Below are 1706 nucleotides of genomic sequence, written 5' to 3'. Positions count from 1 at the left end.
GCCGCAAAAGCGGGCGGCGGGGAGGATGCCGCTCCCATCAGGGCTAGGGGTTAAGTTTCGGGCATTGCCGGGATGCCATGTAATACCAGCACTATGAAACTATTGAATAGCTTCAAAAACCGATTATAAGCGCTCAAAACACAGAATTTTGAACTACATCTAAAAAAACCATTTAAAGTGCTTAAACAAGGCCAATATCTACGTTTTTGGAATTTTATTTTTAAAAGAAGTCGTTATGAAACGGTTACCGATGGTATGTAATGCAAATATTTAATAACAATGGTTTTCAGCTAAATTAGATTCTGCGTAACCAATTATTCCTTGTTTTTCTAACTCAATTAATTTTTCTCGGATTGGATTATAATTTACCCTTTGGGAAACCTCAATGACAAAGTATTTTTCATTAAACTTTTCTGAATCACAACCTAAAGAATTGAATAAAACACGTAATTCTTCAGTCGCAATATTCTCATCCATAATTACTACCTGTATTGTTGAGTTACCAGAATGTACTACAGTTTTACTATATGTTAACATTTCATCATCATCATCAAACTCTGCATAAACTATATCCTCACTGGAAACAGAAGCAAAGAAAGGGATATTATCAAGTTTATAAAGTCCTTCTTCAAGATTCACAATTTCTGCCCACATAGTTTCAACTGTCCAGTCTTCTAAAACATCACTATAAAATCTAAACAGTATTTTTACATATTTGTCGTCCATTATTGTAGTTGTTAGCAGTATCACAAGGCGCTGTTAATATACGAAGTAATTTGCATTATGCAAACTGTTTGTTGCCGGACAGTCCCCAAGGGCTGGGCCCTGATTAACTTTCTGAACATGAAGCGTGTCAACACGCGAGGAAATCAACAAGCCAACAAACATGTACTCATTGCGGCAATTGCCTATAACTTGAAAAATATTTAAAGTTCATTACCAAAAAGCTTTGCCTAAGTGGTATCAACCAAGGGAAGCCTACAGGGCGGTTAGTAGCAGGACAAAAAAATCGCAACATTTGCTGCGATTTTTTATAAAGTAATTCATTTATCAAACAGCACAAAAGTTGGCCACTCCGTCTAAAATTGCCGTTGCTAAAAGCCCAACTAATACCGTTAATAAAACTGGATTTATCGCGCCAAAGCCTAACGCTGTAATAATCGCAGTAATTGCAACACTTAATATTTTTTTTAGTTCAGCGCCTTCATCAATTAGTTCCTGAATTTGCGTAATTATACTGCAGAGAATTCTTTTAACTCGTTTGCTAGTTCTACTCCTTTTTAACCAATTAATAATTCCTGTGAAAGGATTCAAATCATCCGTAGAAGTTACACTCAAAAACTTTGAAGTGAAGTCTAAATTGTTTTTGGAGTCAGTTTCTAGGTCTTTATCAATTGCCCAATTAATATTTTCATCCATATACTTTAATGGATTGCCTGACTCTATCACCAATTTTAATTGGTTTGCTAATTTGTCAAGATCGTAATTTGCTTTAACCGCTTCTAGTGCCATAACTTTAATTTTTTAGATTAAACATTTATTATAATGCAAATCTCTAATCTAAAGGTTGAGCTAAATTAGGGTTTACACTAATCAAAGTCAGTTTTTTACCTAATTGTTAGATGTATTGCGGCTTACGGTTTGCGGCTACAAGAAGTTGGCGATTTGCGAAGTGATTTGCATTTTGCAAATCGCTTTGTTGTCGG

The 1706-nt window shown here is 35.1% G+C and carries 2 protein-coding genes and 1 pseudogene; 1 reads left to right on the top strand and 2 read right to left on the bottom strand.

The genetic code is table 11. The features are described from left to right. Positions 1 to 270 precede the first annotated feature (270 nt). Positions 271 to 726, bottom strand: coding sequence for a DUF4265 domain-containing protein (locus CHU92_RS00275; RefSeq protein WP_094411447.1), 456 nt, complete (start codon positions 724 to 726; stop codon positions 271 to 273). A gap of 99 nt (positions 727 to 825) precedes the next feature. Between CHU92_RS00275 and CHU92_RS16275 the strand changes: the two are divergent. Beyond that, a pseudogene (locus tag CHU92_RS16275) lies at positions 826 to 947 on the top strand (transposase); the annotation flags it as partial. 103 nt (positions 948 to 1050) lie between these two features. On the opposite strand, the gene CHU92_RS00270 reads toward CHU92_RS16275, so the two are convergent. After that, positions 1051 to 1512 (bottom strand): hypothetical protein, encoded by a 462-nt coding sequence (locus CHU92_RS00270; RefSeq protein ID WP_094411445.1) that lies wholly within the window; start codon positions 1510 to 1512, stop codon positions 1051 to 1053. Positions 1513 to 1706: the final 194 nt, after the last annotated feature.

Origin of the sequence: Flavobacterium cyanobacteriorum, assembly GCF_002251835.1 — a bacterium.
GTDB lineage: Bacteria > Bacteroidota > Bacteroidia > Flavobacteriales > Flavobacteriaceae > Flavobacterium > Flavobacterium cyanobacteriorum.
This window is presented reverse-complemented; position numbering and strand designations above follow the sequence as displayed.